The sequence below is a fragment of the Brachybacterium nesterenkovii genome (assembly GCF_900163655.1).
GTDB lineage: Bacteria > Actinomycetota > Actinomycetes > Actinomycetales > Dermabacteraceae > Brachybacterium > Brachybacterium nesterenkovii.
In genome coordinates this window covers 40,952-54,516 of the sequence record NZ_FWFG01000030.1, presented here as the reverse complement: position 1 = coordinate 54,516, position 13,565 = coordinate 40,952, and the positions used below count along the sequence as shown (strand labels likewise).

The following is a 13,565-nucleotide window of genomic DNA, read 5'->3' as shown; positions in this document are numbered from 1 at the left end:
CCTTCGTGTCGACCACCACTGATACCCGCGGCTCCTCCCGCAGCGACGCCCCCGAGAAGGGCGGCCGCATGGCCCGCCTCGGCTCCGTCGGCGGCGACTGGCTGGACCAGCGCGTCGGCGGCGCCCGCCTGGTCCGCTTCTTCGCCCGCAAGATCTTCCCCGACCACTGGTCGTTCATGTTCGGCGAGGTCGCGCTCTACTCGTTCGTGATCCTGCTGATCTCGGGCGTCTTCCTGACGATGTTCTTCGTCCCCTCGATGGACGAGGTCGTCTACGACGGCGTCTACGAGCCGCTGCAGGGCGCGCACATGTCCAAGGCCTATGAGTCCACGCTGCACCTCTCCTTCGAGGTCAGCGGCGGCCTGCTGATGCGCCAGATCCACCACTGGGCCGCGCTCGTGTTCATGGTCGCGATCTTCGTGCACATGTTCCGCGTGTTCTTCACCGGCGCATTCCGCAAGCCGCGCGAGCTCAACTGGCTGGTGGGCTTCGGCCTCATGATGCTGGGCATGGTCGCCGGCTTCTCCGGCTACTCGCTCCCGGACGACGTCCTCTCGGGCAACGGCCTGCGCATCGCCGAGGGCCTCATGCTGGCGATGCCGCTCGTGGGCCCGTACCTCTCGTTCTTCCTGTTCGGCGGGGAGTTCCCGGGGCACTACATCATCCCGCGCCTGTTCACGGTGCACATCCTGCTGATCCCGGCTGCGATCCTGGGCCTCATCGGCATCCACCTGGCGATGCTGGTCGCGCACAAGCACACGCAGTACCCCGGCCCCGGGCGCACCGACAAGAACGTGGTCGGCTACCCTCTGTTCCCGGTGTACACGGCCAAGGCCGGCGGCTTCTTCTTCCTGGTCTTCGGCATCATCGCGCTCGTCTCCGCGACCACGTCGATCAACGCGGTGTGGATCTACGGCCCCTACGACCCCTCCCCCGTGTCGGCGGGATCGCAGCCGGACTGGTACATGCTGTTCACCGACGGCGGCCTGCGCCTCATCCCGGGCTGGGAGTCGACCATCTTCGGGTACGTGTTCTCGTGGAACATTCTGATCCCGATGGCCTTCTACGGCGCGTTCCTCGCCTTCCTCGCGCTGTACCCGTTCCTCGAGGCGTGGGTGACCGGCGACGACCGCGAGCACCACGTCCTGGACCTGCCCTACAACGTGCCTGTCCGCACCGGCCTCGGCGTGGCCTGGATCAGCATCTACCTGATCCTCTGCCTCGGCGCGACCAACGACCTCCTGGCGATCGCTCTCAAGCTGTCGATCAACGACCTCACGTGGCTCTACCGGATCTCGTTCTTCGTGGTCCCCGTCCTCGTGTTCTTCGTGACCAAGCGCCTGTGCCTGGCGATCCAGCGCCACAAGCGGGATCTCGCGCTCCACGGCGTCGAGACCTCCAAGGTGGTCCGCATGGCCGACGGCGAGATGCTCGAGATCCACGAGCCCCTGTCCGACTACGACCGCTGGGTCCTGGTCTCCGCCGACCAGTTCCGTCCGCTCAAGGCCGGCAAGGGCGTCTCGGGGCTGCGGGCGAAGGCCTCGTCGTTCTTCTTCAAGGACTACATCGAGCCCGTCACCCCCGCCGATCTGCGCAAGGCTCTCGAGCACGGCTCGCACGAGCAGCACAAGATCGACGAGCTGATCGGCGCCGGCACGGGCGATCACGCCACGAACTGACGCCGATCGGCCGTCGGGCCGTTCGACCGCGCGAAGGGCCCCGGGACTCCCCGGGGCCCTTCGCGCATCTCCGGGCGGCGTCCACCGCATCCGTGGGACCTGCTCCCCCTGTCAGGCCCGCCCTCCACCTGCCAGGCACACTCCCCCGCCGAACCCGCCGTGCAGAGCGCACCTGCTCCGGGCCCCGAACCTGCTGCAGCCGGGCTCCCACCGCAAGGGCAGCACGCCTCTTTTCCTGCACTGCTCTGGTTACACCATTCTCCAGCTGTACTTCCGCCCCCCGTGCCGCGACGATGCGGTGGAGCCTGCCGCAGGGGACCGAGGAGCCTGCCGCTCTGGCTCGAGGACCCGTCATGGCGTTGGTTCGCCACGATGGACACGCGCGCCGCGCAGGCCGCGGGGCTGCGCACCCGTCCCCTCCGGGACACCCTGGCGGCCGCTCTCGCGACCGAGGAGCACCGGGAGGGCGTCCGGCCCGCGGGGCTCTCCGACGACGACGAGAAGGCCCTCAGAGCGGTGCTCTGAGGGCCCTGGTTCGCGGCGGACTCGCGTCAGTCTGTTCAGCTCGGGGCGGAGTCCCCGAGCCCGTCATCCAGCTGCTCGCGCTTGCCTGCGGCGAGATCGACCAGGAAGCGGCCGGCGGCGAGGCCGATGCGCCGATCGGCGTCCCGGAGCGCCTTGATGGCACGCACGGGCTGATCGTGGGGGTCGATATCGGCGTCCTGGAGCACGGAGATGGCCCAGGCCGCGCCGCGCTCGAGCGAGGCGTCGTCGGCGAAGATCCCGCGGACCTGGAGCTCAGCTTCCTGGGCGGGCTTGCGCCAGCCTCCGATGTACCGCATGGGCATGAGGTGCTCCTTCGTCGTCGGGTGCCCGGGCGTCATCGCCGCGGGCGCTGACCCGACCGTAGCAGGCATCAGCACCGCAGGTCATGACCCCACGGGCGGCACTCCCCGCCGGACGGCGTACCCCGACCGACGTCGCTCCCCGACGGCAGGCGTCCCGCCGGACAGCTCTCCCCGACGCCGCCCGGCCCCGGACGCGGAGCGGCCCGGTACCTCCGAAGCGGTGCCGGGCCGTCGAGGACCTGCCGGGGGCGGCTCAGTGCGCGTACGGGCCGCGGGAGAACTCCATGACCCAGCCGGTCACGCCGTAGATCGCGACGACCGCGCCGAGGCCGGCGATCCACCAGCCGGCCGCGACGCCGAGGAACACCATCGCGCCGGCGAGGGCGCACCACAGGGGCCACCAGCTGTAGGGGGCGAAGCTGCCCTGGATGCCGGCATCGGCCGAGACCGGGGCGTGCATATCGTCCTCGGGGCGGTCCCGGTGGCGACGGGCGTTCATCCCCATCACCGCCGCGATCATCGCGGACAGGCCGCCGAGCATGAGGATCGCCGCGAAGCCGACGGGCTCGAGACCGGCCGGGTCCCACAGCGAGGACATCAGCCCGTAGACGGTGCCGACGATGAGGAAGAAGACCATGAGGATCGTGAAGATCCGAGCAGTCGTGCGCATGTGTCAGTTGCTCCCGGGGTTCTTGATCGGCTCCTCGCGGAGGATGTGATCGACGGCGGCCACTTCCGGGTGGTGCAGGTCGAACGCGGGGCGCTCGGACCGCACACGGGGCAGAGAGTGGAAGTTGTGGCGCGGCGGCGGGCAGGAGGTCGCCCACTCGAGGGAGGCGCCGTAGCCCCACGGGTCGTCGACCGTGACGCGCTCGTTCTTCAGCGCCGACAGGACGACGTTGAGGATGAACGGCAGGGTCGAGAACCCGAGGATGAAGGCGCCGACCGTGGAGATCTGGTTCATCCAGTCGAAGTTGTCCTCCGCCAGGTAGTTCACGTAGCGGCGGGGGGCGCCCATGACGCCCAGCCAATGCTGGATCAGGAACGTCGTGTGGAAGCCGATCATCAGGATCCAGAAGTGCCAGACGCCCAGCTTCTCGCTCAGCTTGTACCCGAACATCTTGGGCCACCAGAAGTAGAAGCCCGCGAACATCTCGAAGGCGACGGTGCCGAAGATGACGTAGTGGAAGTGGGCCACCACGAAGTAGGTGTCGGAGATGTGGAAGTCGAGCACCGGGCTCGAGAGGATCACGCCCGTCAGACCGCCGAAGAGGAAGGTCGTGAGGAAGCCGAGGGTGAACAGCATCGGCGTCTCGAAGGTGACGGAGCCCCGCCACATGGTGCCGACCCAGTTGAAGAACTTCACGCCGGTGGGGACCGCGATCAGCATCGTCATGAAGCTGAAGAAGTTCAGCATCACCGCACCGGTGGTGAACATGTGGTGGGCCCACACGGTGACCGACAGGGCCGCGATCGAGATGGTCGCGCCGATCAGCGTCTTGTAGCCGAAGATCGGCTTGCGGGAGAACGCCGGGATGATCTCCGAGGCGATGCCGAAGAACGGCAGCGCGAGGACGTACACCTCGGGGTGGCCGAAGAACCAGAACAGGTGCTGCCACAGGACCGGGCCGCCGTTGGCGGGGTCGAAGATCAGGGCGTCGAAACGGCGGTCGGCGCCCAGCGCGAGCAGCGCGGCGGCCAGCGGCGGGAAGGCCATGAGCACCAGGACGGCCGTGATGAGGACGTTCCAGGTGAACACCGGCATGCGGAACATCGTCATGCCGGGCATGCGCATGCAGACGATGGTGGTGATGAAGTTGACCGAGCCGAGGATCGTGCCGAAGCCCTGCAGGGCCAGGCCGAAGACCCAGAGGTCGCCTCCGAGGCCCGGGGAGAACGTCGTGTCCGACAGCGGCGCGTACGCGAACCAGCCGAAGGAGGCGGCGCCCTGCGGGGTGAGGAAGCCGGCGACCGCGATGAGCGAGCCGAACAGCGTGAGCCAGAAGGCGAACATGTTCAGGCGCGGGAACGCCATGTCGACGGCGCCGATCTGCAGCGGCACGAGGTAGTTCGCGAAGCCGTTGAACAGCGGGGTGCCGAACATCAGCAGCATGATCGTGCCGTGCATGGTGAACAGCTGGTTGTACTGGTCCTTGGAGACCACGACCTGCAGACCGGGCTCCCAGAGCTCGGCGCGGATCATGAGGGCCAGCACGCCGCCGAAGCAGAAGAACGCGAAGGCCATGCCCATGTACATGAGGCCGATCAGCTTGTGATCGGTGGTCGTCAGGAGCTGGAAGAACTTCCGCCCCATCGTGGTGGGCTCGGTGCGCTCGAAGCGCGCGGCGCCGACGGACGGCGCGACCGGGACGTCGGTGGTCACTTCGAGTCCTCCTCGATCTTCTTCTGGTCGCGCTCGGCGTCCTTCTCGCGGATGCTCCAGTCCTGCTGATCGCGGTTCAGGTCGAGACCGAGCTGACCGGTGCTGCCCTGGTCGCGGAGCTCCTGCATGTGCTGGTCGTACTCCTCCTGGGAGACGACCTTGACGTTGAACAGCATGTCCGAGTGGTACTCGCCGCACAGCTCGGCGCACTTGCCCTTGTAGGTGCCCTCCTTGGTGGGGGTCACCTCGAAGGACGTCGAGTGGCCGGGGAACATGTCCTTCTTGTAGAGGAAGTCCACGACCCAGAACGAGTGGACGACATCGCGCGAGTCGAGCTCGAAGCGCACGGTCTTGTTCACCGGCAGGTACAGCACCGGGAGGGACTCCTCGGCGCCCTCGGTGCCCGTCTCGAAGGACTGGACGCCGGCGGGCTCGTGGACGTCCTCGTCCACGTAGTTGAAGTCCCAGCTCCACTGCTTGGCGACGGCGTGGATCGTGACGTCAGGGTTCTCCGACAGCGCCTCGATCTCGGTGGCATCGCGCTGCGTGAAGTAGAAAAGCGACATGATCATGACGACCGGGAGGAGCGTGAAGATCATCTCGAGCGGCACGTGGTAGCGCAGCTGCACCGGGAGGCCCGTGTCGCCCTTCTTGCGGCGGTAGGCGATCGCGCACCAGATGATCAGGCCCCACACGATCAGGCCGACAACCATGAGGGTCACCCAGGAGCCGCTCCACAGGTTCATGATGCGGCCGGTCTGGTTGGTGACCTCCTGCTCGGTGTCGCCGGGCATGAAGCCGCGCCTCTGCGCATCGCTGCAGCCGACCAGCGCCAGCGACGCCAGGGTGAGGCCGACCGCCCAGCGCGCGGTGCGCCGGGAGCCGTGTGAGGACTGGGGGATCACAGGATGACCTTCCGCTCGTCGTCCCCGCCGCCGTCCTGAGGAGACGGTGCCGGCGAGGGGCTCGTTGTCATGCGGGATCGGGGGGCCGATCCCTCCGTCGCGTCCGCGGATCCAAGGCGACCGCCGGCGAGCGCGGGGCGATGCGCGGATGCCGAGCCGGTGGGGCATCGGAGGGGGCATCATGCGCTCGACGGGGCAGGATCGGGCCGTGGACGTGACGGCACGTCGTCATCATACGCGGTCGGGCCGTTCTCGGGGTGCGACTCGCCCCGAACGGACGCGGTCCAGGAGCGCACCGCTGGGTGCTCTCCCGGACCGCATGGTCCGGAAGCCGCAGGGCGCTGGGCCCGGGGGTCAGGAGAAGGAGTCTCCGCAGGCGCAGGAGCTGCCGGCGTTCGGGTTGTCGATCGTGAAGCCCTGCTTCTCGATGGTGTCGGCGAAGTCGATCGTCGCGCCGTCGAGGTAGGGGACGGACATGCGGTCGACGACGACGCCGACGCCGTCGAAGTCGACGACCGCATCCCCGTCGAGCTCGCGCTCGTCGAAGTAGAGCTGGTAGATCAGGCCCGAGCAGCCGCCGGGCTGCACCGCGATGCGCAGGCGCAGGTCGTCGCGGCCCTCCTGGGCCAGCAGCGACGACACCTTCTCCGCGGCGACGGGGGTCAGCGCGACGCCGTGAGCGGGCTTCGTCTCCGTGGACGTGGTGGTCATGGAAGTACCTCCTGGGTCGGTCCGGACCAGCGTACGCCCCGCTGAGCCCACCGGGCTCTCAGGCACCGGGCCCAGCGCCCCGTGTTCTCCCCGGGCGGAACGAGCGCTCCCTCGGGATGCAGCGCTGGCTGCGCAGCTCGCCCCGTCCGGCGCCCGTCCCGCCGCCGTCGGGGTCAGTCCCGGGCTGCGCCGGTCTGCGCGGCCGGGAGCTCGGCGGCGTCGCGCAGCAGCAGCGCCTCGGCGATGCAGACGCGGGCGAACTCGCCCAGGTGCAGCGACTCGTCGATGCCGTGGGCGCGCGAGTCGGGGTCCTCGACGCCGGTGACGAGGACCTCGGCGCGGGGGAAGACCTCGAGGAGGTCCGCGATGAACGGGATCGAGCCGCCCAGGCCCGTGTCCACCGCGTCGGTGTCCCAGGCGCGGGCGAAGGCCGAGCGGGCCAGGCGCATCCCGGGGGTGTCGTTTCCGGCCGCGTAGGGCCGCCCTTCCTCTCCGCGCTCGATCACGACCTCGGCGCCGAAGGGGGCGTGGGACTCGAGGTGGGCGACGAGGGCGTCCATCGCGGCGCGCGGCTCCTGGCCCGGCGGGATGCGCAGCGAGAGCTTCGCCCGGGCCTCGGGGATCAGGGTGTTCGAGGCCTGCTGGACGGGCGTCGCGTCGATCCCGATGACCGCGAGGGCCGGGCGGGTCCACAGGCGCGCCGTGAGCGGCCCCGTCCCCGCGAGCTCGAGCGTGTCGACGGTGCCGGCGTCGCGGCGGTAGTCGGCCTCGGGCATGTGGACCTGCGGATCGTCCGCGACGACCAGGCCCTCGACGGCCACCGAGCCGTCCTCGTCGTGGAGGGTCGCGATGAGGCGCGACAGGAGGGTGAGGGCGTCCAGCGCCGGGCCGCCGAACATCCCCGAGTGCACCGCGTGCTTCAGGGAGCGGACCGTGACCGTCAGGTCGACGACGCCGCGCAGGCTCGTCGTGAGCGCGGGCGTCCCGACGGCCCAGTTCGCGGAGTCGGCCACGACGATCACATCGGCCGAGAGGTCCTCGGCGAAGGTCTCGATGAAGGGGCGGAAGGTCGGCGAGCCGCACTCCTCCTCGCCCTCGACGAAGACGGTCACGCCGATGCCGCGCTCGGCGAGCTCCTCCCCCACCAGGCGCAGCGCGGTCACATGGGCCATGACGCCGGCCTTGTCGTCGGCGGCGCCGCGCGCGTACAGACGATCCCCGCGGATCTCGGGCTCGAAGGGGGCGCTGGTCCAGGCGGCCTCGTCACCCGTGGGCTGGACGTCGTGATGGGCGTACAGCATCACCGTCGGGCGTCCCTCGGCCGCGGGCCGCCGGGCGATCACCGCAGGCGATCCGCCCTCGACGCTCTCGATCCGCACGTCCGGCAGGCCCGTCGAGCGCAGGAGATCCGCGACCGCCCGGGCGCTCGTCTCCACCCCCTCGCGGTCATAGCCCTCGAAGGCGATGGAGGGGATGCGCACGAGGTCCTGCAGCTCGGCGAGCGACTGCTCGAGCAGTCCGTCGAGCCGTTCCCGGAGGGCGACGACGTCCGCCGACGATGCAGTCGTCCCCGAGGAGTCCCGCGAGGAGTCCTGGGAGGTGGGCGTGGAGGACGAGGGGGTCTGCGATGCCATGTCCCTCACGGTATCGCGGCGCGCAGCGCCTGAACGGGGGAGTCGTCCCGACCACCGCCTAGAATCGACGGGTGATGAGTCGCAGAGCAGAGCGTTCCGAGACCCCCGTCGGCACCGAGCCCGAGCGCCCCGGCGCCAAGGGGCGTCCGACGCGTTCGCGCAAGGAGGCGCTCGCCGCGCGCCAGCGCCCGCTGGTCCCGGCGGACCGCAAGGAGGCGCGCAAGCGCTCGCGCGCCCAGGCCGATGCCGAGCGCGCCCGCGCGCGCCAGGCGCTCGTGACCGGGGACGAGCGGCACCTGCCGCCCCAGCACTCCGGTGCGGATCGCCGCCTGGTGCGCGACATCATCGACTCCCGCCACAACGTCGCGGAGTACTTCTTCCCCGTCGCGATCGTGCTCATGCTCATCGCGCTGGTCGTGCCGTTCTTCGCCCCGAACCTGTACACCGTGATGAGCACCGTGATGCTCGCGGTCCTGTGGGGCGGCATCGCCCTGTGCGTCCTCGACGCCGTCTTCATCCGCCGCCGCCTGCGCGCCGCGCTCACCGAGCGCTTCGGCATGGTCTCCCCCGGCCTCGTCTCCTACGGCAACATGCGCGCCATCCAGATTCGCCGCTGGCGCCTGCCCAAGCCGCAGATCCGCCACGGGGAGCAGCCGCGCCGCTGACGCCGTCCGCGACGCAGCGCGTCTCACGCGGCCCGCATCTGGCGGCGCATTCCTCCGCGCACGTCGACTTCCTCCGCGCACGTCGACGGGGCCCGCCCTCCGGTTCGCACCGGTGGACGGGCCCCGTCGCCATGGGGGCCGGGTCAGGCCTTCGCCGCGTCGTCCTCGGCGGGCTTCGCCGCGTCGTCCTCGGCGGGCTTCGCGGCATCGTCCTTGGCGGGCTTCGCGTCGACGCCCGCCTCCTTGCGCTGCTGGGGCGTGATCGGCGCCGGCGCCTGGGTCAGCGGGTCGAAGCCGCCGCCCGACTTCGGGAACGCGATGACGTCGCGGATCGAGTCCGTCTTCGCGAGCAGCGCCACGATGCGGTCCCAGCCGAAGGCGATGCCGCCGTGCGGCGGGGCGCCGAAGGCGAAGGCGTCGAGCAGGAAGCCGAACTTCTCGCGGGCCGCCTCCTCGTCGATCCCCATCACCGAGAACACCCGCTCCTGCACGTCGCGCTGGTGGATGCGGATCGAGCCGCCGCCGATCTCGTTGCCGTTGCAGACGATGTCGTAGGCGTAGGCGAGCGCGCTGCCCGGATCGGTGTCGAAGGTGTCGAGGAACTCCGGCTTGGGAGAGGTGAACGCGTGGTGCACGGCCGTCCAGGCGCCGGAGCCGACCGCGACGTCCCCGGCCGCGACCGCATCGCCCGCGGGCTCGAACATCGGGGCGTCGACCACCCACACGAACGCGAACGCGTCATGGTCGATCAGGCCGAGGCGCTCGGCGATCTCATCGCGCGCGGCCCCGAGGAGCGCGCGCGAGCTCTTGGCATCGCCCGCGGCGAAGAACACGCAGTCACCGGGCTCGGCACCGACCTTCGCGGCCAGTCCCGCCTTCTCCTCCTCGGAGATGTTCTTGGAGACCGGGCCCGTCAGGCTGCCGTCCTCCTGGACCAGCACGTACGCGAGGCCCTTGGCACCGCGCTGCTTGGCCCACTCCTGCCAGCCGTCGAGCGTGCGGCGCGGCTGGGAGGCGCCGCCCTTCATCACCACGGCGCCCACGTACGGCGCCTGGAACACGCGGAAGGGCGTGGAGGCGAAGTACTCGGTCATCTCGGTGATCTCGAGGTCGAAGCGCAGGTCCGGCTTGTCCGAGCCGAAGCGGCGCATGGACTCCTCGTAGGTCATGCGCGGGATCGGCGTGGTCACCTGGTGCCCCGCGGCGCCCCAGACGGCGACGAGGATCCGCTCGGCCAGAGCGATCACGTCCTCCTGGTCCACGAAGCTCATTTCGATGTCGAGCTGGGTGAACTCGGGCTGGCGGTCCGCGCGGAAGTCCTCGTCGCGGTAGCAGCGGGCCAGCTGGAAGTACTTCTCCATGCCCGCGACCATGAGCAGCTGCTTGAACAGCTGCGGCGACTGGGGCAGGGCGTACCAGGAGCCGGGCGCCAGGCGCGCGGGCACCAGGAAATCGCGCGCGCCCTCGGGCGTCGAGCGCGTCAGGGTCGGGGTCTCGATCTCCACGAAGCCGTCGTCGAGCAGGACGTCGCGCGCGGCGCGGTTGACCTGCGAGCGCAGGCGCAGGGCCTTCGCGGGGCCCTCGCGGCGCAGGTCGAGATAGCGGTAGCGCAGGCGCGCCTCCTCCCCGACCTCCGTGTGCGCATCGAGCTGGAAGGGCAGCGGCGCCGACGCGTTGAGGACCTCGACGTCCGTGGCCGTGACCTCGATCGAGCCGGTCGGCAGGGCCGGGTTCTCATTGCCCTCGGGGCGCCGATCGACGGTGCCGACCACCTTGAGCACGTACTCGTTGCGCAGGTGCAGGGCATCGTCCTCGCGCACGACCACCTGGGCGACGCCGCTGGCGTCGCGCAGATCCAGGAACGTCACGCCGCCGTGATCGCGGCGACGGCCGATCCAGCCGGTGAGGGTGACGGTCTGGCCGATGTGCTCGTCGCGGAGCTCGCCGGCGGAGTGGGTGCGCAGCACGTGATGTCCTTCGTGACGTGGGATCGGGCGCCCGCACGGGCGCCCGCTGTCGGGGCGATCCGCGTGCGGGGCCGGGCCCCGCACGCGATCGGCGCGTCCGGACGCGCCGGACGGCACCGCGATCCTATCGCCCGCCCGTGACGGATCTCGCCCGGCCTCCCCCTGGGGATCGGACCCGGCCCCGCCTACAGTGGAGGAACGTCCTGACCTGCGCGAGAGTGGGTCCGCCCCGCTCCATGATCGAGGACTCGATGACCCTGCACGACCCGTCCGACCTTCCCGCCGACGCCCCCGCCGCGGCGGAGGAGACCTCCCCGGCGCCGACCGGCGCCCCCGGCACCTTCGCCGACCTGGACCTGCCCGACGCGCTCCAGCGCGCGGTCGCCGCCCTCGGGTTCACCACCCCGTCCGCGATCCAGGAGCAGGCGATCCCCGCCCTCCTCGCGGGCCGCGACGTGATCGGCGTCGCCCAGACCGGCACCGGCAAGACCGCCGCCTTCGGCCTCCCCCTGCTCGCCGCCGTCGACCCCTCCGACCGCCGCACCCAGGCCGTCGTCATGGCCCCCACCCGCGAGCTCGCGATGCAGGTGGCCGACGCGATCGCCTCCTTCGCCGAGCAGGTCCAGGACCTCACGGTCACCGCCGTCTACGGCGGCTCCCCCTACGGTCCCCAGGAGCGCGCCCTGTCCAAGGGCTCGCAGGTGGTCGTCGGCACCCCCGGTCGCGTGATCGACCACCTCAAGCGCGGCAACCTCAAGCTCGACGAGGTCAAGTACTTCGTGCTCGACGAGGCCGACGAGATGCTCCGCATGGGCTTCGCCGAGGACGTCCACGAGATCCTGTCCTACGCACCGGCCGAGAAGCAGGTGGCCCTGTTCTCCGCGACGATGCCGCCGGCCATCAAGAAGGTCGCGGCCGATCACATGACCGATCCGGTCAGCGTGTCCGTCGCCCGCCAGTCCTCCACCGTTACCTCGGTGCGCCAGAGCTACGCGGTGGTCCCCTTCCGCCACAAGACCGGGGCGCTCGCGCGCGTGCTCGCGACCTCCGACGCCGATGCCGCGATCGTGTTCGTCCGCACCCGCAGCGCCGCCGAGGACGTGGGCGTCGAGCTGCTGTCCCGCGGCATCGTCGCGGCCACGATCTCCGGCGACGTGGCCCAGAAGGAGCGCGAGAGGATCGTCGAGCGCCTGCGCGACGGCTCCCTCGACGTCCTCGTCGCCACCGATGTCGCCGCCCGCGGCCTCGATGTCGAGCGCATCGGCCTGGTCGTCAACTTCGACGTCCCCGGCGAGCCCGAGAACTACGTGCACCGCATCGGCCGCACCGGCCGCGCCGGCCGCACCGGCGAGGCGCTGACCTTCGTCGCGCCGCACGAGCGCCGCAAGCTCGCCTCGATCGAGCGCACCACGCGCCAGAAGCTCGAGGAGGTGCAGATCCCCACCCCCGCGGACGTCTCGCGCCACCGCATGAAGAAGCTCCTGGAGTCCGTCCCGGCGCGCGCCGAGCGCGGCCGCCTGGGCATCTACACCGAGCTGATCGCCGAGTTCCTCGAGTCCTCCGGGACCGATGCCGCTCAGCTGGCCGCCGTCCTCGGCGCCATCGCCGTCGGCGACCAGGGCCCCGGCACGCAGACCGAGGACGAGGAGTTCTCGGGCGCCTCCCTCAAGGGCGGCCTCGAGCGGGACCGCGGCGACCGCGGCCGCGAGAGCCGAGAGGGCTCCGGCCACCGCGGCGGGCCCCGCCCCCCGCAGGCCGGCTACACCGCCTACCGCATCAACGTGGGCCACAGCCACGGCGCCAAGCCGCCCGCCATCGTCGGGACCATCACCGGCGAGGGCGGCCTGACCGGCAAGGACATCGGCAAGATCGACATCCTCGGCTCCTTCTCCCTCGTCGAGGTCCGCGGCGAGCTCTCGGACTCCCAGCTCGACCGCATCGGCCGCTCCCGCATCGCCGGGCGCTCGCTGCGCATCGCCAAGGACACCGGCCCGCGGGCCAGCGCCATGAAGAAGTACAACCCGCGCCACGACGATCGGCGCGACGAGGGCCGCGGCGGCGACCGCCGCACGGGCGACCGGTACGACCGTCGCCAGGACGGCGGGCGCTCCGAGCGTCGCGGCGGCGGCGATCGCTTCGAGCGCCGCGGAGGTCCGCGCACGCGCCCCTGAGCCCGCGCGGCGCCGCCCTGCCGGGCGACCGCCGCTTCCGGACGGCGCAGGAGCCAGCCGACGCCGCTTCCAGACGTCGAGGCCTCCAGACGCCATGGACCAGACGTCAGAGAGAAGGGCCCCGGTCGGATCCGTGATCCGATCGGGGCCCTTCGTCGTGCGGGAAGCGGTGCGTCCGGGCGCTCTCAGCCCTGCTGCTGCTCCTTGGCCTTCTCGTATGCGGCGCGGACCTCGTCCATGTCGAGCTTGCCGATCTGGGAGATGAGGTCCTCGAGGTCGGCCTCGCGCAGGGCGCCGGGCTGGGAGAAGACCGGGATGCCGTCGCGGTACGCCACGAGCGTGGGGATCGACGTGACGCCGTAGCGCTGGGCCAGCAGCTGCTGGTCCTCGGTGTCGACCTTGGCGAAGGTCACCTCGGGGTGCGCCTCGGAGGCCTTGTCGAAGATCGGGGCGAAGCGCTGGCACGGGACGCACCAGCCCGCCCAGAAGTCGATGAGGACGGTGCCGTCCTTGACGGTCTCGTCGTGGTTCTCGGTGGTCAGCGTAGTGGTAGCCATACCCCCTGCAACGCCGCTCCCGCGCACCGCATTCCCGCTCCGCGG

Annotated in this window: 12 protein-coding genes; 4 read left to right on the top strand and 8 right to left on the bottom strand. The window is 70.8% G+C overall.

All coding sequences use genetic code 11. The features are described 5' to 3' along the window. Positions 1–5: 5 nt before the first annotated feature. Both qcrB and FM110_RS14070 read left to right on the top strand, forming a co-directional pair. A complete protein-coding gene (gene qcrB, locus FM110_RS03470) occupies positions 6–1,679 on the top strand; it encodes a cytochrome bc1 complex cytochrome b subunit (RefSeq protein WP_087102698.1) in 1,674 nt (557 codons plus the stop codon). Between the two features lie 372 nt (positions 1,680–2,051). Beyond that, positions 2,052–2,204, top strand: coding sequence for a hypothetical protein (locus FM110_RS14070; RefSeq protein ID WP_159457962.1), 153 nt, complete (start codon positions 2,052–2,054; stop codon positions 2,202–2,204). Positions 2,205–2,239: 35 nt separating this feature from the next. On the opposite strand, the gene FM110_RS03465 is transcribed toward FM110_RS14070, so the two are convergent. The 6 genes from FM110_RS03465 to FM110_RS03440 all read right to left on the bottom strand — a co-directional run bounded on the left by FM110_RS03465 (position 2,240) and on the right by FM110_RS03440 (position 8,160). Further along, complete coding sequence (locus tag FM110_RS03465; RefSeq protein ID WP_143276233.1) at positions 2,240–2,527, bottom strand: hypothetical protein; 288 nt, start codon at positions 2,525–2,527, stop codon at positions 2,240–2,242. A gap of 253 nt (positions 2,528–2,780) precedes the next feature. Beyond that, a complete protein-coding gene (locus tag FM110_RS03460; protein WP_087102695.1) occupies positions 2,781–3,197 on the bottom strand; it encodes a cytochrome c oxidase subunit 4 in 417 nt (138 codons plus the stop codon). Positions 3,198–3,200: 3 nt separating this feature from the next. Then, the gene (gene ctaD, locus FM110_RS03455) at positions 3,201–4,841 is read right to left on the bottom strand and encodes an aa3-type cytochrome oxidase subunit I (RefSeq protein ID WP_234991881.1); all 1,641 of its coding nucleotides are present in this window, start codon (positions 4,839–4,841) and stop codon (positions 3,201–3,203) included. A gap of 65 nt (positions 4,842–4,906) precedes the next feature. Continuing rightward, the gene (gene ctaC, locus FM110_RS03450) at positions 4,907–5,815 is read right to left on the bottom strand and encodes an aa3-type cytochrome oxidase subunit II (protein ID WP_234991876.1); all 909 of its coding nucleotides are present in this window, start codon (positions 5,813–5,815) and stop codon (positions 4,907–4,909) included. A 354-nt stretch (positions 5,816–6,169) separates the two neighbouring features. Next, positions 6,170–6,526 (bottom strand): HesB/IscA family protein, encoded by a 357-nt coding sequence (locus tag FM110_RS03445; RefSeq protein WP_087102686.1) that lies wholly within the window; start codon positions 6,524–6,526, stop codon positions 6,170–6,172. A 173-nt stretch (positions 6,527–6,699) separates the two neighbouring features. Beyond that, positions 6,700–8,160 carry a dipeptidase gene (locus tag FM110_RS03440; RefSeq protein ID WP_087102684.1) on the bottom strand — a complete coding sequence of 487 codons (1,461 nt, stop codon included), beginning with the start codon at positions 8,158–8,160 and terminating at the stop codon, positions 6,700–6,702. Between the two features lie 74 nt (positions 8,161–8,234). On the opposite strand from FM110_RS03440, the gene FM110_RS03435 reads away from it, so the two are divergent. Continuing rightward, positions 8,235–8,825 (top strand): DUF3043 domain-containing protein, encoded by a 591-nt coding sequence (locus FM110_RS03435; protein WP_087102777.1) that lies wholly within the window; start codon positions 8,235–8,237, stop codon positions 8,823–8,825. A 143-nt stretch (positions 8,826–8,968) separates the two neighbouring features. Here the strand turns inward: FM110_RS03435 and aspS are convergent, their stop codons facing one another. Continuing rightward, positions 8,969–10,792 carry an aspartate--tRNA ligase gene (gene aspS, locus FM110_RS03430; protein WP_087102682.1) on the bottom strand — a complete coding sequence of 608 codons (1,824 nt, stop codon included), beginning with the start codon at positions 10,790–10,792 and terminating at the stop codon, positions 8,969–8,971. Between the two features lie 251 nt (positions 10,793–11,043). Between aspS and FM110_RS03425 the strand changes: the two genes are divergently transcribed. Continuing rightward, entirely contained in the window at positions 11,044–12,963 is a 1,920-nt protein-coding gene (locus tag FM110_RS03425) for a DEAD/DEAH box helicase (RefSeq protein WP_234991875.1), read from the top strand. 185 nt (positions 12,964–13,148) lie between these two features. Here the strand turns inward: FM110_RS03425 and trxA are convergent, their stop codons facing one another. Then, positions 13,149–13,520: a thioredoxin gene (gene trxA, locus FM110_RS03420; RefSeq protein WP_087102681.1), complete on the bottom strand. Its 372-nt coding sequence runs from the start codon at positions 13,518–13,520 to the stop codon at positions 13,149–13,151. Positions 13,521–13,565 lie beyond the last annotated feature (45 nt).